Here is a 20,745-nt window from a genome sequence, read left to right on the forward strand (position 1 = left end):
CTAGTAGTCTCCAGAAACCGGTAAGGTAATACTAAATATCCCTAGAGAGTCTCTTGATATCCCCGTATCTAAAGGGGAGGACTGATAGATGGAAAAATTATCATTTTGAATAAAGCTTTCTCTTCCTATATTGGCTTCACTACGAACTAATAAGATTAACCCTGAGTAGTAAGGTTGAAACTCTTCAATAGACATAATGAGTGTGCCTCGTGAAGGATCACCTAAAATAACCTTGTCTTTGGTTATTCCCTTGATTACAACAAAATGCATGTACCCCTCGAAGTTGACCAAGGTAATTCCAGGTACACCTATATCTCGTATTTTATTTAAGCTTAATTTAAAACCATCAGACTTTAAGCCAATAGATTGTAGATAGAACTTCATATCAAGGAGGGAAAACCCTTTTTTGTTGATCACCTCTTTATTGCCCTTGTCATACATGACTTTGAAAATCTGTTGTTCTTTTATCGGGCGTTGATAGTGGAAGTGTAAAAGTGATGCCAGTGCGGCAGAGCCACAACTGAAGTCATACTGTTGAAGATAGACATCGCCAAACAGAGTCTCTTTATAACTTTTTACAGGGACAGAGTAATTGGCTCTGTGGGGTAAAAAGTCAATAGCAAAAGTTGATGCTGAATAAATCAGCACCAACCCAACTAGACATTGTCGTATTATCTTTAACATGACATTTGCTACTTAATACTTAGGTTTATAACAGTTGAGTTCTGTATGAGCACGTTATTGCCGGTGTTTTGTATAACACTTGAAATACCAGAACTGTCTGCAAATGCACCTGAAGCCATTATGTTACTCCCACTTACTGTATTGTCGGCTACGTTACCATCTATAGCACCATCGATATCTGAAGTTAAACTAGTGACATCAAGCTCAACATGCTTTTGTCCCCTAGATTGCTCCATGATATCAATGGCGACTGCGGAGCTAGGTAGCGCGATTTCTTCAGCCTGTATAGAGAAGGTTAATATCAAACTTATTGTACACAGTGCCGAGCGCATCTTTACCTCCTAGCTAGTAAGGCTTAGTTGCCGTGAATACTGGCGTTGGTATTTACAGATTGTTGCACTAGTGAGTTTGCACCCGCATTTTGCGCAACCGTTGTGATACCCGCAATATCAGACATACCGTCAATGCTGTTTACAGCACGTATATTCAGTGCACCAGCTGTACCGTTGTGTCCTTTACGGCCTTGATGACCACTGCTGCCACTACCACCAAGCTCGACATCATTATCGTCGACTTCACCTTTTAGCTCAGAGTTTGCTACAACAAAGTTGGCTTCGATTTTTAACTCATAATTGGTGTCAGTGTTGAAACTGTCGTCAATTTTCATTGTTCTACTAGAGTCAGAATCGATATTGAAACTATCAGCAACGTCTAGGCTTTGACTAGAGTCTTGATTGTGGCTATCGGTATAGTCATTTTCGGTACTTGAATCAGAGTCAACCTTAAAGCTATCAGTCACACTCGCAGTGGTTCTGCTGCTATTATCTTCTGTTGATCTGGTGCTGTTATCTTCTGTGGTGCTACTGTTATTCGCACTGTCCGACCATTGACGATTACCATTACCATCTTCAACATAGTTTTCAACTTCGTGAGAGGCTGATGTTGAAGGTACTACGTCATCGGCTGGATCTTCAGCACCGCCACCACCACTACCGCCGCCACCGTGTCGAGCTAAAGCACTACCACTAAGTAACATTGCCGCAAGCGCTATTGCGATATTCGTTTTGTAGAAATTCATAATTAAGTTCCCCGTTTCCTTTCTTTTTCAGTTAAGGGTTATTGCAAAATACTGAACTACTCCCACCGCTCCTCGAGAGTTCTGAGATTATAGGTAAAGAAAAAAACTCTGGGAGTAGGTCTATGAGGTGAAGAGTGTTGAGTGTCGTTAAAAGCAAAAAAAAGCGTTTTATATCAGTCTCTTATTGACTAATTCTGTTAAGGTTGCTTTGAGTATGAATAAAAGTGTTAAAAAAGGCTGAATAAAGATGAGTGCTATTAAAAGTAGTCGCTGTGTTTAAAAATAAGGTCTGACATTAGTTTGAAATTTACTCTAATAAAAACAGATTCTTAAAATTTAAATGATGAAAGTTTGCATAATAATTTAAGGTGCTAGGTACTACATTTGCAGGAGAATATGAGTAGGTAACTCAGCCTTAGGTAGGCATTTCATCTTTCTAAATTACCACCTGTAGACTATATTTCTGTATGAATAATCATCAACAAGGGATGGTGGCATCGCTAGTTATTTATTGAAGCCACTACAAATAGCACTACAGATGAGCTCTCGAAATGTAATGATCCTTGCGGAGAAGAGTCTCCAAACAAGCCTATTAGAAAAACAACTCACAGCTAGCCTTAATCTCAATGTTTTTACTTATCTTCCTGACGAGGCAATATCAAAAAGCCACAATTTAGTGGCTGATCTTGTTTTGATTGAATATGACTATTTACGCAAAATTAAGGACGAACGTGTATTGCCTGATTTTGACATGTTGAATTGGCCTTTAATGGTTCATGATGTACCGCCCGACGAGGTCGACGAAGATATTTTGCGTTGGAAGTTCTTAAAAGGGGTACTTTTAAAAAATGCATTAGTAAAACATATTCATGAAAGTATCGATTATATCTTTAGTGGTGGTTTGTGGTTGCCCCGTATTTATATGGAACGCTTAGTGCGTAGCTACCGCACCACCGACCTTTCCATAGAGCAACAAGATTCAGGGCTGACTTCTAGGGAAAAACAAATACTAGAGTTGCTGGCGTACGGAATTTCAAATCAACAGATTGCCTCTCGCTTATTTTTGTCAGAAAGCACGGTAAAAAGCCATATCTATAAGCTGTATAAAAAACTGAATGTGCATTCAAGACATGATGCGGTGAGATACGCTCGAATGAATGACTATTCGTTGACCAAATCCTAAATAATTAAAGCAATAAGAGAGGGTACCTTTGAAAGTGCCTTTGCGTAGTTTGAGGGGATGCGTACGCTTGACAGTAATCTTGATCACATTTTTTACTCAAAGATCGTTTTGCGACTACAATTAAATCAATGTTTTACGGTTTGATAGATAGCAAGGTCTAATATTAAATCAGATCTGGATGAAGCTTAAATAAGGATATGAAGCTAATGAATAAACGTTTTCTCACCGTCCCATTGATCTTGGCGTTTTCCTCGACAGCATTTGCCGCCGAGTCAGACAAGATCACTTTTTCTCATTTTTATGGCGGTATTAAGCTAGGCACAGCAAATTATGGAGATTTAGGTCCAGCGGTCACTGACGTTACTGGAGTCGATGACTCACCTTTTTCTTGGGGAGCTTATTTTGGTATCCAAGCGTTACCTTGGTTGGCGTTTGAACTTGGGTATCATGATTTAGGAGAGGCAGATTTAAAAGATGTTTCTGGTAGTTATGATGCGAAAACTTTGGATCTAACCGCCAAAGCTTCTTATGAATTTGCTGAGAAATTCTCCGTTTTCGGTAAAGTTGGTTTTCAAGCTTATGAATGGAATGCCAATGGTGAGAATGTTTATGAAGATGATCAAGGTTGGACGCCTCACTTAGGCGCAGGAGTTGAGTACCAATTCCATAAAAATTGGTCTGGAGCAATTGAGTACACTTGGTACAACGATATTGGCGGTCCTGATATTAATTACTATGGTGTCTCGGCTACTTATCATTGGTTCTAGCTTCTTTATCGAAGCTTGACTATCAACATAAATCTATAAAGTTTCTATTAGCACGCATTGGTTATTTACGATCAATGCGTGCTTTATTTTGTCTGTTTTTTGCTGCTTAAAGCCTCTTATCAAAGCGAAATGCTCAGTTTGTTTTATTTTTACGTGTTTTCTAGCGACCAAATAGCATGGTTATTTTTTGATGTGAATTTAGTATTGTTGTGAAATGGTGCGTTCAATGACCACTATTTTAAAAAGGTTATTAAAGTTAGAGAGTTAATGGTTGTCTTGCTTTCCAATATCTACCTGAGGATGAGCTGAAGATTTATTCTATATTTTATAGAGAGTTACATTTATTAAGGTTTACTCTTTCGCTCAAAGATTTCTCTGAACCGTAATTGTGATCTCATCGCTATTTGTTGTTGATATCGATAAAAAGCACTTTTAACGTTTTTAACGTAGCCGTGTTGTTAATCACATTTTTGATATAAAAAAGTTGCATATAAGTCATGAAAAGTAACATTCAATAACAGTCCTGTTTTATTTTTACTTTTAAAAACAATAAGTTAAAATGATTTCGTTAATAAAAATCAGGTTTTTTGGCTCTAGCCACTAAATTTGCAATGAAAATTAACTCCCTTTAGATTGTAAAGAGTCCAATTTAAATCAACTTAAAAATTAAAATATAACAAGGGATTTACAATGCTGAAAAAGAGTCTTATTGCTACCTCTGTAATAACCGTGCTCGCTGGGTGTGTATCTATGAAGGATTCTCCTCAGGATACCGTTGATAAACTAGCGAATAATCTTGATATCAAATACGAAGTATTGACTAACCATGGAGCAAACGATGGTCTGAAGTGTCAAGACCTAGGTGCTGAATGGGCATCATGTAATCAAGTTAAGATGACGCTGACCAATGATGGTGAAGCAGTAGATTCAAAAGACTGGGCTATTTATTTCCATAGCATTCGTTTGATTCTAGATGTCGATAGCGATCAATTTAAGATCACTCGTATTACCGGTGACCTACATAAACTAGAACCAACCGATAAATTTGCTGGCTTTAAAGCGGGCGAAAGTGTGGATGTTGTCTTTACTGGCGAATACTGGCAGTTATTTGAAACTGACTTCTTCCCAGGCGCATTTGTTGCAGCCGACGATGCAACGCCAAAACAGTTAGTGTCTCTAAGCAACGTAGACATGACGGACTTTGTTAGCGGTCTTGAAGGCGATAATCTAAAACGTACTCCTGGCGATAATAATGTCTTTGCTACTGCAGCAACACGTTTTGATAAAAACAGCGACGTGAAAAAAGAAGATGTTTCAGCAGCTATCATTCCTGCACCTGCATACACTAAAGTAAAAGAAGGCACTTTAGATATCGCTGGTGGTTTGAAGCTAGATACAGCGGCATTCTCTGCTGATCAGGTACAAGCATTACAAACTCGCGCTGACCTATTAGGTGTGAACTTACAAGGTAAAACGCCACTTAAAGTGGCTATTGCGCCAGCTGAATTTAAAGGCGAATTCGCTAAAACAGGTGCATACACTTTAGATATCGATAAAGATCATGTTGAAATTAAAGCATTCGATGAAGCCGGTGCTTTCTACGCAATGCAATCTATCTTTGCTTTAGTGAACCTTGATGCACCAACGCAGCTTCCTCTACTTGATATCAAAGATGCTCCACGCTTTGATTACCGTGGTGTGATGGTTGATGTTGCACGTAACTTCCACTCTAAAGACGCTATTTTGGCAACGCTTGATCAACTTGCGGCGTACAAAATGAATAAACTTCACCTTCACTTATCTGATGATGAAGGCTGGCGTTTAGAAATTCCTGGTCTACCAGAACTAACGGATATCGGTTCTAAGCGTTGTTTCGACCTAGAAGAGAAAACGTGTTTGTTGCCACAGCTAGCATCTGGTTCTACGACAGACAACTTTGGCTCAGGACACTTTAGCCGTGCGGACTACCTAGATATCTTGAAGTATGCGAAAGCGCGTAACATCGAAGTTATCCCAGAAATCGACATGCCAGCACACGCACGAGCAGCTGTTGTTTCTATGGAAGCACGTTACGACCGTCTAATGGCAGAAGGCAAAGAAGAAGCCGCTAACGAATATCGCCTAATGGACCCGCAAGATACGTCTAACGTTACTACGGTTCAGTTCTACGATAAGAGAAGTTTCATTAACCCATGTTTAGATTCATCATCTCGCTTTGTAGACAAAGTAATTACTGAAGTTGCTGCTATGCATAAAGAAGCTGGCATGCCACTAACAACTTGGCACTTCGGTGGTGATGAAGCTAAAAACATCAAGCTAGGCGCTGGATTCCAAGACATTACTGCAGAAGAAAAAGTGGGCTGGAAAGGTAATATTGACCTAACAGTACAAGACAAGCCATTTGCTAAGTCTCCACAGTGTCAGGCGCTCATTAACAGCGGCGCAGTTAACGACTTCGAACATATCCCAAGTCACTTTGCGGAAGAAGTATCAAAACTGGTTGCTAAGCACGGTATTCCAAACTTCCAAGCTTGGGAAGATGGCTTGAAATACAGTGAAGGTCCAGAGTCATTCGCGACTGAAAACACTCGCGTAAACTTCTGGGAAACACTGTACTGGGGCGGCGCAACTAACGTTTATCAGTGGGCAGACAAAGGCTATCAAGTAATCGCTTCTAACCCTGATTACGTATACATGGACTTCCCATACGAAGTTGATGCAAAAGAGCGTGGTTACTACTGGGCGACACGTGCAACTGACACTCGTAAGATGTTCACATTTGCACCTGAAAACATGCCACAAAATGCTGAAACTTCAGTAGACCGTGATGGTAATGGCTTTGCTGCGAAGGGCGAAGTTGAAGCGAAACCTTTCTTTGGTTTATCAGCGCAACTTTGGTCTGAAACCGTTCGTACCGACGAGCAATATGAATACATGGTATTCCCTCGCGTACTGGCAGCTGCAGAGCGTGCATGGCATGCCGCTAGCTGGGAAAATGAGTACAAAGCAGGCGTTGAATATTCACAAGAAACTAACCTTGTAAATAAAGATGCATTGCTAACTGATTGGACTCGTTTTGCCAACGTTATGGGACAGCGTGAATTAGCTAAGCTTGAAAAAGCAGGCATCGATTACCGTTTACCTGTACCGGGTGCTGCGATTGTTGATGGCAAACTGGCTATGAACATTCAATTCCCAGGCGTTGCACTACAGTACTCAACCGATGGTGAGAACTGGGTAACGTACCAAGACGATCAACGTCCTGCTGTTTCTGGAGATGTTTGGATTAAGAGTATTTCAGCAAGTGGAGATAAAGAAAGTCGAGTTACACTAGTGAAGTAATAGAAATGTAGGGTGTTTACTTCCTTTTTTTGGCCAGCACATGTTGCTGGCCTTTTTTGTGTCTGTCGTTTGGGAATATATTTGGTTTGAATTCAGATAGAAATAGCCAATAGGTTTGCTAGCAAACAAGTCGATAACACTGTTAGATAAGTCCTATTGTTAGTGTTTTTCAAGTCAGCGTCTTTTTTAATGTATTGTCTCATAAGAACATTGTTATTTGTGCTGCGCTTCCAAGAACTATAAGGATGTGCAAAGTGGACTTTCGCATCTAGTGCTTCAGCTATATTTTGATGACCAGCGAACTATCTTCCGTTGTCTACTGTTATAGTATCTAGTTGATTTTTTTAGAAGGCATAAGCATTTCTATCGTTGCTTTAGTCATATCTGATGCTGATATCGATACTACTTTCTTTGCCAAATAAAATAGGGTTTTTCGTTCTAAAGTAGTAACGATAACACATGTTCCGTGCTTTCCGAAGACAGTATCAATCATCAATAGTTCTCGATCATCAACAATAGTAAGCCTGACTTTTATTGAACCGAATTTTTGATAGTGAGAGTCTTATCCCTCTTACCTCGGCGATACCTTTTATGACCTTACCTCAAGTGGCAATATAGTTTGCCACCTAAGCATTTGTTCTAATTACTTCGACGTCAGACTGACGACTGATGTGCCTCTTTAGTTTAGGGGGTATAGCAATCTTTGCTATTTTCTCTTTTAAGTTCACAATATATCGTAGAACGATGATATTTTATCTTTTTCTCTCGTTCAACTGCTGATAACTCATAGTAGTACTGCTTGTTTCTTTGGCGAGAAGAGCGTACCACTTTCAGTAGTTGGCTTCCTCTTCTACGTCTTTCTATGAGTGTCGTACTTATTATCTATATTCGGGATCGGGATTCATAACGATTTGTGGTATTACTCTGATAATACATAGTGATATCCATTTTTGATATAGATAATATTCTTATCGTTTTAAGTTAAATATTAAATATTATGGTTTATTACCTTTACTTATCTTAAAAATTTAATTTAGCTATATGTTTTCGTTTACTATTGTTGTTAAAAATGAAATTGACGAGAGTTCTGTTATTAAATTGAGCTAACAAATAAAAAAAGATATTCGATTTACATCACATTTTCTTAATCTATAGGGAACTTCATCAAACTAAAAATCTAAATTTAGTTTGATGAAGTTCATGTTTTTTGTGGGCATGACACTTAATTTGTACGTTTTTGACGTTTTTGACGTTTTTGACGTAAGCTAACTTGTTGATTTTTAAGGGTTTAATTCTATAGTCTTTACTGGGAGTGAACCAGATCATAAAAAATCAACATTCTTATTTCGTGAATCAAAAAATCTGCAAAAATGAAGTTGAAACAAAACAGTACCGGAAGTACTGATCATATAAACAAATATAACAGTACCTTAAGTACTGGTCTTATAAATATAAATACAAGGGGTTTTCCATGTCTCGATTAAAGAAGTCTTTATTAGCAGTTGCAATATCTACTTTGTCATTTAGTGGTATAAGCGTTGCTGCTGGTATCCAAGGTGAGAATGCTGCAGAAAAATTTTTAACAAAGAGTGATTTTTCATACCAAGTTTACGGCATCATCGCTTTGCAAGCAGCATACCGTGATTATGATTCTGGTAATTCAGCTACAGACGATGACTTGAGTGGCATGCAGTTGAATAACGAATCTCGTATTGGTTTTCGTGGTAAGAAACAATTTAAGAATTTTAGCCCTACCTTCTTATGGCAAATTGAAGGTGGTTACGTAGATCCAAGCTTTGGTGGCTCAGGTGCTGGTCTTGGTGAACGAGATACTTTCGTTGGTTTTGAAAGTGATAATATGGGGCAGGTTCGTCTAGGTCGTGTTTTGACTCCTATCTACGAACTGATTGATTGGCCAGCATCTAACCCTGGCTTGGGTGATGTTTATGACTGGGGTGGGTCAATAGGCGGTGCAAAATATCAAGATCGTCAATCAAATACAATTCGCTGGGATACGCCTAAATATTTTGATGCACTATCTTTTGACCTAGCGATGGGTGCTGGTGATGATGCCGCTTTGGGTCAAGGCGATTCCTACTGGTTTGGTGGTGCGGCACATTATAATGTAGGTCCTTTTCAGTTTGATTTAGCTTATGAGCGAAATGATAACTTTGAATCAGAGAGTACAACTTGGACCAATGACACGTATTTAGCTGGTATCCAGGCTTGGTTTGATAATGGCGTTTCATTCTTTGCTCAGTATAAGCACATGGAAGCATCAACGACTTCCGGCATTGATGAAACTCAGGGCGCTATGTCAACCGGTCTTATCTACACTACAGGTGACTGGCAGTACAAATTAGCGTATGCGATGAACTTCGAGTTAGAGCGTGACGGTCAAACAATTGATAACTCGGATGACAATGTGATCTCTGGTCAGATTCTTTACTTTGTCGACCCATCAGCAGTTCTATATGCTCGTGCACGTACTTTAGATTTTGGTGACAAAGTTAACTTTAGCGATGGCTCACTAGATGATGATGGAAATATTAATCAACGTTGGAAATCAGCCGACTTTATGGAGTTTTCTGTAGGTGTTGAATACTACTTCTAATTAAGTCAGTTTAATAAGGGCGCTTTGCGCCCTTATTATCATTAGAATTTTAGGAATTATTTTTATGAAAAAGTCATGTCTAGTCCTAGTTACTAGTATCTTCATTAGTTTTAATGCATTTGCAGATAGTTTGTTGTCTTTTCAAACTGAGATAGTTCCTCAAGTTGTTAATAGTATGGCTGTGGACAGTGGTATCTTTACAAATGTTGATCAGATAAAAATAATTGAAGGAAGTAACCAAATTGGTGTAACAATTGGTCAAATTGTCTTTGAAGACAGTAAGCGGCGCAAATTTGATTCAAGCTTAATGTTGATAACATTTAAAGCAGCAGATGAAGACAGCTATCAACTTTCGTACAAAAAAATGCGGACGATTGAAGAAGCAAACAAGTTTGATAAATCGCCAACATTTACGTTGACTGATGGCTCGGGTGAACCTGTAGATTTTGATTTAGTAGTATTACCAAAAAGTGGTTTTCAAGGCTTTAATGACTATGAAAAACAGGTCGTTTCATATAATAAACTAGTTGATTCTGGAACGGCGCTGACAGTGGCTCCAGTATCTGCTGATAGCATGACTTCAGCCATAAAGAGTCAATTCTCAAAGCTTTCTCGAGAAAAACAACAACAATTTATGCAATGGGCGATGCAGAATCTTAAGTAAAAAGTTTTTTTCGTCTGAAATTTAATCTTCGGTTTCTCTTTCTACCGTATAGATAGTGGTCAATGGGTAGAGATCATTTCTGTGATTGAGAGAGGACCTTATGAGATTATTTGTTATTACTGTGTTTGCTTGTCTGCTTGTTGCATGTGCTGAGACGCCATCGAATTCTTCTTGGCAAGAGATAGGTTATAAGCAAGGTGCAAAGGGCCTGCAAATGCAAACCACTAGCGATCTACAGCAGCGCTTTGACCGTGAGATGGTCCAAGAGGAGGAGTATGCAGAATACGTTGTTGGCTTCGAGCAAGGAAAGAAGAAATTCTGTAATCCAGTACAAGCGTATGAATATGGTACTTGGGGTAATAGATACAAAGGCCAATGTAGTGGACTTCCTGATGAAGCGAGAATTGCTGAACAAATGAAGTTAGGTTATGAAAGATACATCTTTAGTGACAGTGAGGGACGTTATCCTTAATATAATTGTATTAAGAAATTATTAATAGTAGTTATGGTAAAGGCATTATTTTCAGCGGACATATTTAATATATCCAGAACGTAATCCAATAATGCTTTGCTATGTTGAACCCGTATGTTTCGTGCGCACATTGATGCCACAGATTTAGATGCTGATACTGATTACCGCATGGATAACCGCATCGCTTATGATTTTGCGGATATGGATCTGGCTTTAAGCTATAACAACGTTTATATGATTGAAGCGGAAACTATGGATCACGAGATCCGTGCGACGTGGACACGTAAAGGGGTTCAACCTTATTTCGAGTTCCGTAGCCAAGCAAATGGGCTTGAAAATGCAGCGGGAAGCAGCTTAGTGAATAACGCCTTCGTCTTTGGTGCATCTTACGGTTTCTAATGGCGTATTCATTGTAACGAGCGCAAATAGCTCGAAGCAAGAGTAAGTACTAACATAGTGCCGGACTCACAATAGAAATGTGTAGTCCGGCTTTTTATGCTTAAAATTCAGCGTAAATCTCGTAAGAGGTGAATTTACGCATATTGATCACTCCAGTATCAAAGTACAAGTATTGCCCCTTGATACCTAACAGCACGCCACCAAGCTCAGGTGTTTTATCAAAATTTAAAGAGGTAATTTTGGTTGGGTATTGAGTGACGGGGTAATCAATCTCTACCACCTCAGCATTGAGCTTTTCAATAGCATCTTCACCAAAACGTAATTGAAGCTCAGAGAGTTTCTCTTCAATTAATGGGACCAGCTCATTTGCCTTTTGCTGTAAATCGATAGGTTGCGCTTTGCCTTTTAGCATGTTGCGCCAGTTGGTTTTATCCGAAATGAACTCTGCTAACGCAATTTCAACTAACCCAGATTGTAGACGCGAACTGACTTTAAAAAGAGGCAGTGCTTGGTTAGCACCTTGGTCAATCCAGCGGGTCGGGATTTGTGTATGACGGGTGATACCTACTTTTATGGCTGTGGTATTAGCCAAATAGACATAATGAGGTACAAAGCAGTTCTCTTCCCCCCATTGCGGTTCACGGCAAGTACCATTATCAAAATGGCAGGTTTCTGGCTTCATTATGCACATATCGCACTTGGCAAGCTTCGTCATACATGGATAACAAAAACCTTGTGAATAACTTTTCTTTGTCTTCTTACCACACTCTTGGCAATGAATATGACCAGTATGTTTGAGGATCAGTTTTTGCCCAATAAGGGGCATAAGATCTAACTGCTGATCATCTAATGGTAAACGATAGCTAACTTGCCCATTTTCTAGGGAAGACGTCATTTTTCGAATATGACCTAAAAGTTGAGTCATTCTTTGTGAGTTCCTTTTGTATCCAGTTTATTGCACGTTTCCCTCTAGTATACCGAGTTAATTTTTACTGTAGCGAGAAAGTTTTTATAAAATGTAGGCTGCGGTGAGTTATTGAATTGATTGAATATTAATCGAAACGAATGTAAATCATCACTGTATTTATGTGATCTATATCACATAAATACAGTGAATAGCGTCTAGTGTCATAATATTGAAATATTTACATTGTAACGCGGCGCAATGTGAACGATATTAGGGGTGGTTGTTAAATACTTATTAAAAAAAGGAAAGCCTATGCACCATAACACTACAATGATCGAACACTCTGAATTTGGCCTAATTGGTCGTATCGCTCTATTTTCTCTAGCTTCTCTAGTGGGTATTGTTAGCTTCGTTATGTAATAACGGTTGAATGAGAATGAGAATGAGATTCTCATGGCTTAACTCACTTTAAATGCTCACTTCATTACTATTGAATGCATTTAATGTTGTTCGCTTCTGCGAAAATGTCATTAATCTAAAGGTCTTTACCTAGATCCAGTCCCTTTCCGTTGTACATTTGCACTTCGGTGCTAAAATAGCGGCAAATTACACGCTTATTCAAGCGACTGGACTGTTAAAGGTAAATTCAATGACGGTAAAAACTCGTTTTGCCCCAAGCCCGACTGGCTATCTACACGTAGGTGGTGCGCGTACAGCACTGTATTCTTGGCTTTTTGCTAAAAACCAAGGTGGTCAATTTGTACTGCGTATCGAAGATACTGACCTAGAGCGCAACTCACAAGAAGCGGTAGACGCAATTCTTGAAGGGATGAAGTGGATGGGGTTAGATTGGGATGAAGGTCCATATTACCAATCTAAACGTTTTGACCGTTACAACGAATGTATTGATGTCCTGCTCGCAGAAGACAAAGCATACAAATGTTACGCTTCTAAAGAACTGCTTGAAGAAATTCGTGAAGAGCAAGAAGCGAACAAAGAAATGCCTCGTTACGATGCTAATCATCCTAAAATTGTTGCTGCAAACGCGGCGGCAAAAGAAGGCGATGATTACGTGGTACGTTTCCGCAACCCTAAAGAGGGTAGCGTAATTTTTGATGACCAAATCCGTGGTCATATCGAAATTAGCAACAGCCAACTTGATGACCTTATCATTCGTCGTACTGACGGCGCACCAACTTACAACTTTGTGGTTGTGGTTGATGACTGGGATATGGGCATTACTCAAGTGGTTCGTGGTGAAGACCATATCAACAACACCCCTCGTCAAATCAACATTTACAAAGCACTAGGCGCACCAGTACCTACTTTTGCTCACTGTGCAATGATTTTGGGTGATGATGGCGCAAAACTGTCTAAGCGTCATGGCGCTGTATCAGTGATGCAATATCGCGACGAAGGTTACTTGCCAAATGCTCTAAATAACTACTTAGTACGTCTAGGTTGGTCTCATGGCGACCAAGAAATCTTCTCTGAAGAAGAAATGATTAAACTATTTAGCCTAGACGCCGTTTCTAAGTCTGCATCAGCTTTTAACACTGACAAATTGTTGTGGCTAAACAACCACTACATCAAGACTTCTGAGCCTGAATATGTAGCGAAATACCTACAATGGCACTTAGATCAACAAAACCTAAACACTGACAATGGTCCTGCAATCACCGACGTTATTCAGCTTGTAGGTGAGCGTTGTCATACATTGGTTGAACTGGCTCAGCAAATCCGCTACTTCTACGAAGACTTTAGTGAATTTGAAGCAGGCGCAGCTAAGAAACACCTTCGCGGCGTAGCAAGAGGTCCACTTGAGCTAGCACTAGCAAAAGTAGAGGCACTGTCTGATTGGTCTACTGAGTCAATTAAAGAGGGTGTTATTGCTGCCGTTTGTGAAGAGCTTGAAATTGGCATGGGTAAAATCGGTATGCCACTTCGCGTTGCGGTAACTGGCGGCGGTCAATCTCCATCTGTTGATGCAGTAATGGCATTAATTGGCAAAGAGCGCGTTATCGCTCGCATTAAGCTGGCTCTAGAGTTTATTACAGCTCGTGAAGCAAACGCTTAACGCTGGGTTCATCACTTTGCAATTTAAATGATTTATAAACCGTTAACCTTGCCGTTAGCGGTTTTTTTTATTTGAACAAGATCTCGTTTTTCAAACTTGAAAATCAATTTTGATGATTACCGTTGATTTTGCCGAACATGCCCCCATTGTATTGCTACGAGATATTCCTATTACAGGACTCTATCTACAATAATTGAAGAGGGTTTAGGCTCATCTCTCGACAGGGCAAGCCTATGTCGGTAGAATGTCGCGTCAATTTATTACTCTGAGGTCAATTGGAGATGTCTTAAATAAGGTATCGCTAATTGATTCGTTGTTACCTGATTAGCTTAATTATGTAACAGCGGCACTCTTTTTGTATTTAGGTGCCTCTTTGGGGCACACACTAGGATGTTGTCACCTGTATTAAAACGGTGACGCTATGCTCAGGAAACTGAGCTTTTGTTGAGGTTTATAAAATAATGCAAGCTACTGTTGAAACTCTAGAAGGTCTTGAGCGCCGTCTAACTATCACTGTTCCTGCTGCTAACATTGAAGATGCAGTGACAGCTGAACTACGTAACATCGCTAAAAATCGTCGTTTCGACGGTTTCCGTAAAGGCAAGGTGCCTTTGAAAATGGTAGCGAAAATGTACGGTAACGCGGTACGTAACGACGTTATGGGTGAAGTGATGCAGCGTCACTACATCGAAACTATCGTTAAAGAAAAGATCAACCCAGCAGGTGCACCAACTTTCGCACCAGTAGACACTACTGCGGGTCAAGATCTTGTATTTACTGCAACTCTAGAAGTTTTCCCTGAGATCGAACTTAAAGGTCTTGAAAACATCGCTGTTGAGAAAGCAGTAGTTGAAGTTAAAGATGCAGACGTAGACAACATGATTGAAACTCTACGTAAGCAACAAGCGACTTGGACTGAAGTTGATTCAGCAGTTGAAGAAGGTTCTCGCGCAACTATCGACTTCGTTGGTTCTATCGACGGTGAAGAATTTGAAGGCGGTAAAGCTGAAAACTTCCCTCTAGAAATGGGCCAAGGTCGCATGATCCCTGGTTTCGAAGACGGTATCGCTGGTAAAACAGCAGGTATGGAATTTGAAATCGACGTAGCTTTCCCAGAAGACTACCACGCTGAAAACCTAAAAGGTAAAGAAGCTAAGTTCGCAATCAAAGTGAACAAAGTTGAAGCGCGTGAACTTCCTGAGCTAACTGACGAGTTCGTTGCTAAATTCGGCGTAGTTGAGGGCGGCATCGACGCACTTAAAGCTGAAGTTCGTAAGAACATGGAACGTGAACTTAAGCAAGCGCTTAAGAGCCGTATCAAAGAGCAAGCGATTGACGGTCTAGCTAAAGAGAACGACATCACTGTTCCTGCAGCACTTATCGAGCAAGAAATTGGCGTTCTTCGTCAACAAGCTGCTCAACGTTTCGGTGGCAACACTGACGCTGCTGACCAACTACCTCGTGAGTTGTTCGAAGAGCAAGCTCGCAAACGCGTAGTTGTTGGTCTTCTACTTGGTGAAGTTATCAAAGCAGAAGAGCTAAAAGCAGACGATGAGAAAGTGAAAGCACTTATCACTGAAATGGCTACAGCATACGAAGATCCTTCAGAAGTTATCGCTTACTACGAAAGCAATGAAGAAATGATGAACAACATGCGCAACGTTGCTCTAGAAGAGCAAGCTATCGACGCTATCATCGCTAAAGCACAAGTGACTGAGAAAGAAGAGTCATTTGATGCAATTATGAACCAACAACCAGCTTAATGGCGTTTGGTCTGCGTAGAGGGTTGACTTTTTAGTCACTCTTCTACTAATAATGGTCCGTATGAGATAATCATTCGGGCCATTTGTTTTTAGGGATAGGGATATAACACTATGAGCTACCAAGAAAAAAATGTAATGTCGCCAATTATGGATGCACTAGTACCTATGGTGGTAGAGCAATCATCACGAGGTGAGCGTTCTTACGATATCTATTCTCGCTTGCTGAAGGAGCGAATCATCTTCTTGACTGGACAAGTTGAAGATCACATGGCCAACCTTGTAGTGGCCCAATTATTGTTCCTAGAATCAGAGAATCCAGAAAAAGATATTTTCCTATACATCAACTCACCGGGCGGTAGTGTTACTGCGGGCATGTCAATTTATGACACTATGCAGTACATCAAACCAAACGTAAGTACAGTATGTATGGGACAAGCATGTTCTATGGGCGCGTTTTTACTAGCGGGCGGCGCTAAAGGTAAGCGTTTTGCGCTACCAAGCTCTCGCGTAATGATTCACCAACCATTAGGTGGATTCCAAGGACAAGCGTCTGATATTCAAATTCATGCTCAAGAGATTTTGACTATCAAGAAAAAACTCAACACGCTTCTTGCTGAACATACTGGTCAGCCAATGGAAGTGATTGAGCGCGATACCGATCGTGACAACTTTATGTCTGCTGAACAGTCTGTTGCATATGGCTTGGTAGATTCAGTATTGTCTCGCGACAATTAAGTCGTCGGTTCAAGTTTTTTTGATGTAAACTTTAATAGATAAATTAAAGTTTAAAGCTAAGAGGTTAGCGAATGACAGATAAAAGCAAAGAGAGTGGCAAGCTTTTGTACTGCTCTTTCTGCGGTAAAAGTCAGCATGAAGTTCGCAAATTGATCGCGGGCCCGTCCGTATACATCTGTGACGAGTGTGTTGATCTTTGTAACGATATTATTCGTGAAGAGATCAAAGAGGCGCTTCCGAAGAAAGAGTCTGAGGATTTGCCGACTCCGCGAGATATTCGTGAACACCTTGACGAATATGTAATTGGTCAAGAATTTGCGAAAAAAGTGCTTTCCGTAGCAGTATATAACCACTACAAACGTCTGCGTAACGGCGATAAAACCGCTGATGGCGTTGAACTTGGTAAGAGTAATATTTTACTTATTGGCCCTACGGGCAGTGGTAAAACATTACTAGCTGAAACGCTGGCTCGTCTTCTAGACGTACCGTTTACCATGGCAGATGCTACCACATTAACTGAAGCCGGTTATGTGGGTGAAGATGTTGAAAACATCATTCAAAAACTTCTGCAAAAATGTGATTACGACGTAGCGAAAGCTGAGCGCGGTATTGTTTACATCGATGAGATTGACAAGATCTCTCGTAAAGCAGAAAACCCATCAATTACTCGTGATGTTTCTGGTGAAGGTGTGCAGCAAGCACTACTTAAACTGGTTGAAGGTACCATTGCTTCTGTACCACCTCAAGGTGGTCGTAAGCACCCTCAACAAGAGTTCTTGCAGGTTGATACTTCGAAGATCCTATTTATCTGTGGCGGTGCATTTGCCGGCCTAGATAAAGTGATCGAACAACGAGTAGAAACAGGCTCTGGTATTGGTTTTGGCGCTGAAATTCACGCTAAAGACGAACAGAAGAGCGTCAGTGAAATGTTCAAACAGGTTGAGCCTGAGGATCTAGTCAAATATGGCTTAATTCCTGAGTTTATCGGTCGTCTTCCTGTAACAACAACACTGACAGAGCTTGATGAAGCGGCATTAATTCAGATTCTTAGCCAGCCTAAGAATGCGCTGACTAAGCAATACGCTGCTTTGTTTGACCTGGAAGATGTAGAGCTAGAGTTCCGCGAAGATGCACTTAAAGCAATCGCTAAACGTGCAATGGAGCGTAAAACAGGTGCTCGTGGTTTACGTTCTATTCTTGAGAACGTACTCCTTGAAACTATGTATGAACTGCCTTCAAAAACAGACGTCAGCAAAGTGGTTATTGATGAGTCTGTTATCAATGGCGAGTCTGAACCACTGATGATTTATGATGGTGGTGACAATCAGGCTGCGATTGCTGAATCATAATCGTTAACTCGATATAACAAAAAGCGAGCTTTGCTCGCTTTTTTTGTTTCTGATGATCTAAGCTAACTAATCAAGCGTAGTAACGATAGCCATCACTTAATGGTTTTTTGTGTTTAATTTTAATTAAATACAGTAAAACGAACACTATTTGACTAAGTTAAGTGATTCTTATTGTTACAGGTATTGATTCTATTTAAAGTGACCTTATATAAAGACCATAAGCCGAAAACGGAAGAGAGATAATTATGAACTTGGAGCGTTCCGAGCGTATTGAAATACCCGTGCTGCCATTACGAGATGTGGTCGTTTACCCACATATGGTCATTCCTCTGTTCGTTGGTCGTGAGAAGTCGATCAACTGCCTTCAATCTGCAATGGACAATGATAAGCAAGTTCTCTTGATTGCCCAAAAAGAAGCGGATACAGAAGAGCCGACCAAAGAAGATTTATTCCAAGTAGGTACTGTTGCGACCATTCTTCAATTGTTGAAGCTACCCGACGGCACTGTAAAAGTGCTGGTTGAAGGTCAACAGCGCGCAAAAGTTCACTCGATTCGCGAAGATGACTTCTTTGTGGCAGATGCTGAATTTCTGACTACCCCACAAATTGATGATAAAGAAGAAGAGGTGGTAGTACGCAGTGCTATTAACCAATTTGAAGGCTTTATTAAGCTCAACAAAAAGATCCCACCAGAGGTATTAACCTCATTAAACGGTATCGATGATGCACCGCGCCTAGCGGATTCAATCGCAGCTCATATGCCATTGAAATTGGCTGAAAAACAGCGCGTGCTAGAAATTATCGACGTCAACGAACGCCTAGAATTTTTAATGGGAAGCATGGAGTCAGAAATTGACATCCTGCAAGTTGAAAAGCGCATTCGTGGCCGTGTTAAAAAACAGATGGAGAAATCCCAGCGCGAGTACTATCTGAATGAGCAAATGAAAGCGATTCAGAAAGAACTGGGTGATATGGACGATGCTCCGGATGAGTTTGAAGCACTGAAGATCAAGATTGAAGAATCTAAAATGCCAAAAGATGCTCGTGAAAAAACCGAGCAAGAACTGCAAAAGCTAAAAATGATGTCTCCGATGTCAGCAGAAGCGACCGTGGTTCGTAGCTACATCGATTGGATGGTAGGCGTGCCTTGGACTAAGCGTTCAAAAGTGAAAAAGAACTTAGCTAAAGCCGAAGAAGTTCTAAATGCCGATCACTACGGTCTTGAGCGCGTTAAAGAACGTATTTTAGAGTATTTGGCGGTGCAAACTCGCATCAATAAACTGAAAGGCCCTATCTTATGTTTGGTTGGTCCTCCTGGTGTGGGTAAAACCTCGCTGGGTCAGTCTATTGCGGCAGCAACCGGTCGTCAGTACACTCGTATGGCGCTAGGTGGCGTACGTGATGAGGCTGAGATTCGTGGTCACCGTCGTACTTACATTGGTTCTATGCCGGGTAAACTTATTCAGAAGATGTCTAAAGTTGGGGTTAAAAACCCACTGTTCTTGCTCGATGAAATCGACAAAATGTCTTCAGACATGCGTGGCGATCCGTCATCAGCACTGCTAGAAGTACTGGATCCTGAGCAAAATAATGCCTTTAACGATCATTATCTGGAAGTCGATTACGATCTGTCAGATGTTATGTTCGTGGCAACATCGAACTCAATGAATATTCCGGGTCCATTACTTGATCGTATGGAAGTGATTCGTCTATCGGGTTATACCGAAGATGAAAAACTGAACATCGCCAAGAATCACTTGCTTGAAAAACAAATCAAGCGCAACGGTCTAAAAGCGCATGAGATTGAAATCGACGACTCCGCGATTATCGGTATTATCCGTTACTACACTCGTGAAGCGGGCGTGCGTAGCTTAGAGCGTGAAATTTCGAAGATTTGTCGTAAAGCGGTGAAAAATATCTTACTGGATAGTTCACTGAAACAAGTGGTGGTTAACCAAGATAACCTTAAAGAGTACTTGGGCGTGCAACGTTGTGATTACGGCAAAGCTGACGATCATAATCGCGTTGGTCAAGTGACAGGTCTGGCGTGGACTGAAGTGGGTGGCGATCTATTAACCATCGAAACTGAGTCTATGCTAGGTAAAGGTAAGTTGACTCAAACTGGTTCGCTAGGCGATGTTATGCAAGAGTCTATCCAAGCAGCAATGACGGTAGTAAGAAGCCGTGCTGACAAGCTAGGCATTGCACCAAACTTCTACGAGAAACGTGATATTCACGTTCACGTACCAGAAGGTGCCACACCTAAAGATGGCCCAAGTGCGGGTATCGCAATGTGTACTGCGCTTGTCTCTAGCTTGACGGGTAATCCAGTTAAAGCAGAAGTTGCTATGACAGGTGAAATTACCCTGCGTGGTGAAGTACTGCCTATTGGCGGTCTTAAAGAGAAGCTATTAGCGGCGCACCGTGGCGGCATCAAAACGGTACTTATCCCTAAAGATAACGAACGTGATTTGGAAGAAATTCCTGAAAACGTGAAGAAAGATATCACGGTGAAACCGGTACAATGGATCGATGAAGTGCTAGCAATTGCATTGCAAAATGACCCAAGTGGGGTCACTTTCCAAGCGGAACAGTGATAAATAGCAAAAAATAGCATGTAAATTAAGCTGATAGGTATAAATTACTTGTCAGCTTTTTTATTGGACGCTACTTTAACAGTTGAGGCTATATCCCTTTCATACCAAGGGCAT

General features: G+C 40.6%; 15 protein-coding genes and 2 pseudogenes. 12 read left to right on the forward strand and 5 right to left on the reverse strand.

From position 1 onward, the window contains the following. From QV280_RS03330 to QV280_RS03340, 3 genes are read right to left on the reverse strand one after another with little or no spacing between them, the layout of a single operon-like run. On the reverse strand, window positions 1–684 hold the full coding sequence (locus tag QV280_RS03330; protein ID WP_023402947.1) for a C39 family peptidase: 684 nt from the start codon (window positions 682–684) through the stop codon (window positions 1–3). An 8-nt stretch (window positions 685–692) separates the two neighbouring features. Beyond that, entirely contained in the window at window positions 693–1,016 is a 324-nt protein-coding gene (locus QV280_RS03335; RefSeq protein ID WP_023402946.1) for a hypothetical protein, read from the reverse strand. 23 nt (window positions 1,017–1,039) lie between these two features. Continuing rightward, window positions 1,040–1,762 (reverse strand): hypothetical protein, encoded by a 723-nt coding sequence (locus QV280_RS03340; RefSeq protein WP_152821601.1) that lies wholly within the window; start codon window positions 1,760–1,762, stop codon window positions 1,040–1,042. Window positions 1,763–2,300: 538 nt separating this feature from the next. Here QV280_RS03340 and QV280_RS03345 point away from each other — a divergent pair. The 3 genes from QV280_RS03345 to QV280_RS03355 all read left to right on the forward strand — a co-directional run bounded on the left by QV280_RS03345 (window position 2,301) and on the right by QV280_RS03355 (window position 7,054). Next, the gene (locus tag QV280_RS03345; protein WP_023402944.1) at window positions 2,301–2,945 is read left to right on the forward strand and encodes a helix-turn-helix transcriptional regulator; all 645 of its coding nucleotides are present in this window, start codon (window positions 2,301–2,303) and stop codon (window positions 2,943–2,945) included. A gap of 206 nt (window positions 2,946–3,151) precedes the next feature. Continuing rightward, window positions 3,152–3,712 (forward strand): outer membrane beta-barrel protein, encoded by a 561-nt coding sequence (locus QV280_RS03350; RefSeq protein ID WP_023402943.1) that lies wholly within the window; start codon window positions 3,152–3,154, stop codon window positions 3,710–3,712. A 690-nt stretch (window positions 3,713–4,402) separates the two neighbouring features. Continuing rightward, a complete protein-coding gene (locus QV280_RS03355) occupies window positions 4,403–7,054 on the forward strand; it encodes a beta-N-acetylhexosaminidase (protein WP_152821603.1) in 2,652 nt (883 codons plus the stop codon). A gap of 167 nt (window positions 7,055–7,221) precedes the next feature. Here QV280_RS03355 and QV280_RS03360 read toward each other — a convergent pair. Continuing rightward, a pseudogene (locus tag QV280_RS03360) lies at window positions 7,222–7,693 on the reverse strand (IS30 family transposase); the annotation flags it as partial. A gap of 832 nt (window positions 7,694–8,525) precedes the next feature. Here QV280_RS03360 and QV280_RS03365 point away from each other — a divergent pair. The 4 genes and pseudogenes from QV280_RS03365 to QV280_RS03380 all read left to right on the forward strand — a co-directional run. Next, a complete protein-coding gene (locus QV280_RS03365) occupies window positions 8,526–9,668 on the forward strand; it encodes a porin (protein ID WP_152821606.1) in 1,143 nt (380 codons plus the stop codon). A 64-nt stretch (window positions 9,669–9,732) separates the two neighbouring features. Beyond that, entirely contained in the window at window positions 9,733–10,332 is a 600-nt protein-coding gene (locus tag QV280_RS03370; protein ID WP_152821608.1) for a YccT family protein, read from the forward strand. A 100-nt stretch (window positions 10,333–10,432) separates the two neighbouring features. Continuing rightward, window positions 10,433–10,804 (forward strand): DUF2799 domain-containing protein, encoded by a 372-nt coding sequence (locus QV280_RS03375; protein ID WP_152821610.1) that lies wholly within the window; start codon window positions 10,433–10,435, stop codon window positions 10,802–10,804. 120 nt (window positions 10,805–10,924) lie between these two features. Then, a pseudogene (locus QV280_RS03380) lies at window positions 10,925–11,203 on the forward strand (oligogalacturonate-specific porin KdgM family protein); the annotation flags it as partial. A 100-nt stretch (window positions 11,204–11,303) separates the two neighbouring features. Here the strand turns inward: QV280_RS03380 and QV280_RS03385 are convergent. Beyond that, complete coding sequence (locus tag QV280_RS03385) at window positions 11,304–12,128, reverse strand: DUF2797 domain-containing protein (protein WP_152821611.1); 825 nt, start codon at window positions 12,126–12,128, stop codon at window positions 11,304–11,306. 631 nt (window positions 12,129–12,759) lie between these two features. On the opposite strand from QV280_RS03385, the gene gltX reads away from it, so the two are divergent. The 5 genes from gltX to lon all read left to right on the forward strand — a co-directional run bounded on the left by gltX (window position 12,760) and on the right by lon (window position 20,631). Continuing rightward, window positions 12,760–14,187, forward strand: a complete 1,428-nt coding sequence (gene gltX, locus QV280_RS03390; RefSeq protein ID WP_152821613.1) for a glutamate--tRNA ligase — start codon at window positions 12,760–12,762, stop codon at window positions 14,185–14,187. A 461-nt stretch (window positions 14,188–14,648) separates the two neighbouring features. Continuing rightward, the gene (tig, locus tag QV280_RS03395; protein ID WP_023402930.1) at window positions 14,649–15,950 is read left to right on the forward strand and encodes a trigger factor; all 1,302 of its coding nucleotides are present in this window, start codon (window positions 14,649–14,651) and stop codon (window positions 15,948–15,950) included. A 111-nt stretch (window positions 15,951–16,061) separates the two neighbouring features. After that, on the forward strand, window positions 16,062–16,685 hold the full coding sequence (clpP, locus tag QV280_RS03400) for an ATP-dependent Clp endopeptidase proteolytic subunit ClpP (RefSeq protein ID WP_023402929.1): 624 nt from the start codon (window positions 16,062–16,064) through the stop codon (window positions 16,683–16,685). Window positions 16,686–16,756: 71 nt separating this feature from the next. Then, window positions 16,757–18,034: an ATP-dependent protease ATP-binding subunit ClpX gene (gene clpX / locus QV280_RS03405; protein ID WP_152821615.1), complete on the forward strand. Its 1,278-nt coding sequence runs from the start codon at window positions 16,757–16,759 to the stop codon at window positions 18,032–18,034. Between the two features lie 245 nt (window positions 18,035–18,279). Beyond that, on the forward strand, window positions 18,280–20,631 hold the full coding sequence (gene lon, locus QV280_RS03410) for an endopeptidase La (RefSeq protein WP_023402927.1): 2,352 nt from the start codon (window positions 18,280–18,282) through the stop codon (window positions 20,629–20,631). The last annotated feature ends 114 nt before the right edge of the window (window positions 20,632–20,745 follow it).

Source organism: Vibrio sp. B1Z05, from assembly GCF_052955985.1.

What these genes read in the sequence shown, in the direction of transcription:
- QV280_RS03330 (WP_023402947.1), bottom strand. Translation starts at nt 684, where the DNA reads ATGTTAAAGATAATACGACAATGTCTAGTTGGGTTGGTGCTGATTTAT.
- QV280_RS03335 (WP_023402946.1), bottom strand. Translation starts at nt 1,016, where the DNA reads ATGCGCTCGGCACTGTGTACAATAAGTTTGATATTAACCTTCTCTATA.
- QV280_RS03340 (WP_152821601.1), bottom strand. Translation starts at nt 1,762, where the DNA reads ATGAATTTCTACAAAACGAATATCGCAATAGCGCTTGCGGCAATGTTA.
- QV280_RS03345 (WP_023402944.1), top strand. Translation starts at nt 2,301, where the DNA reads ATGAGCTCTCGAAATGTAATGATCCTTGCGGAGAAGAGTCTCCAAACA.
- QV280_RS03350 (WP_023402943.1), top strand. Translation starts at nt 3,152, where the DNA reads ATGAATAAACGTTTTCTCACCGTCCCATTGATCTTGGCGTTTTCCTCG.
- QV280_RS03355 (WP_152821603.1), top strand. Translation starts at nt 4,403, where the DNA reads ATGCTGAAAAAGAGTCTTATTGCTACCTCTGTAATAACCGTGCTCGCT.
- QV280_RS03365 (WP_152821606.1), top strand. Translation starts at nt 8,526, where the DNA reads ATGTCTCGATTAAAGAAGTCTTTATTAGCAGTTGCAATATCTACTTTG.
- QV280_RS03370 (WP_152821608.1), top strand. Translation starts at nt 9,733, where the DNA reads ATGAAAAAGTCATGTCTAGTCCTAGTTACTAGTATCTTCATTAGTTTT.
- QV280_RS03375 (WP_152821610.1), top strand. Translation starts at nt 10,433, where the DNA reads ATGAGATTATTTGTTATTACTGTGTTTGCTTGTCTGCTTGTTGCATGT.
- QV280_RS03385 (WP_152821611.1), bottom strand. Translation starts at nt 12,128, where the DNA reads ATGACTCAACTTTTAGGTCATATTCGAAAAATGACGTCTTCCCTAGAA.
- gltX (WP_152821613.1), top strand. Translation starts at nt 12,760, where the DNA reads ATGACGGTAAAAACTCGTTTTGCCCCAAGCCCGACTGGCTATCTACAC.
- tig (WP_023402930.1), top strand. Translation starts at nt 14,649, where the DNA reads ATGCAAGCTACTGTTGAAACTCTAGAAGGTCTTGAGCGCCGTCTAACT.
- clpP (WP_023402929.1), top strand. Translation starts at nt 16,062, where the DNA reads ATGAGCTACCAAGAAAAAAATGTAATGTCGCCAATTATGGATGCACTA.
- clpX (WP_152821615.1), top strand. Translation starts at nt 16,757, where the DNA reads ATGACAGATAAAAGCAAAGAGAGTGGCAAGCTTTTGTACTGCTCTTTC.
- lon (WP_023402927.1), top strand. Translation starts at nt 18,280, where the DNA reads ATGAACTTGGAGCGTTCCGAGCGTATTGAAATACCCGTGCTGCCATTA.